The 991-nt window shown below is 69.6% G+C and carries 1 pseudogene; it reads right to left on the reverse strand.

The window, feature by feature from the left end:
• Positions 1 to 982, reverse strand: a pseudogene (locus IEY87_RS45295) (IS5 family transposase); the annotation flags it as partial.
• Positions 983 to 991: the final 9 nt, after the last annotated feature.

Here is a 991-nt window from a genome sequence, read left to right on the forward strand (position 1 = left end):
CCGCGGAGGTGGAGGCCGGCCTCGTAGCTTTGCGGGGTCTTGTCGTAGCGAGTGGCCAGGCCGCGCCAGGTCTTGATCTTCTGGAAGCAGCGTTCGACGACGTTACGCCGCTGGTAGCGCTTGGGGTCGAAGTCGACGGGCCGCCCACCGGCTGAGCCCTTCTTCTTCCGGTTGGCCTGCTGATCGCTCTTTTCCGGGATGATCGCGGTGATCCGGCGGCGGCGTAGATGGCCACGGTTGGCTTTGGAGGAGTATGCCTTGTCCGCGGCCACCGCGGCCGGGCGGGTACGAGGCCGACCGGCCGGACCGGGAACGCGGATCTTGTTCAGGACGGTGATGAACTGCGGGCAGTCGGCGGCTTGGCCGGGCGTGAGCACGAAGACCAGCGGCAGCCCCGCGGCGTCGACCGCGGCATGGACTTTGCTGCTCAGCCCGCCCCGGGATCGGCCGAGCCCGGCAGCCTTGGCCCGGGCCTTGCGCCGTCGCCGGGTGGCGGCACGATCTGGGCCCGGCGGCGCGCCCGTATCGTCTGCGCCGGCTGTGACCTGGGGCGCATGACCCGCAGCACCGGTGGCTGCTCCGGAAGCGGAGCCCCCTTTTCCTCGGTCAGCGCCTGCTCCAGCGCATCCAGGGTCTCCCCGGCGATCGCCAGCCCGGCCGACTCCTGATGCGCCCGCACGATCGTGGAGTCCACGCTGACCAACTCCAACCCCACCTGCCCCCGCGATGCCGCCTCGGCGATCAGCTCCTCCATCAGAGCCTGGAACACCCCGGCCTTGGCCCAGCCGCTGAACCGGGAGTACAGCGTCGACCAGCGCCCGTAGCGTTCCGGCACGTCACGCCAGCCAGAACCGGTACGAAACCGCCACAGGATCCCATTGAACTGATCACGCACCCTCCGAGGCAGCGGCCCGGTAGCCGCCACCGGCAGATACGGCTCGATCAACGCCCACTCGGCATCCGTCACATCAAAGCGCGCCACAACCGAGTT

The sequence above is a fragment of the Nonomuraea glycinis genome (assembly GCF_014646515.1).
In the GTDB taxonomy this organism is placed as follows: domain Bacteria; phylum Actinomycetota; class Actinomycetes; order Streptosporangiales; family Streptosporangiaceae; genus Nonomuraea; species Nonomuraea glycinis.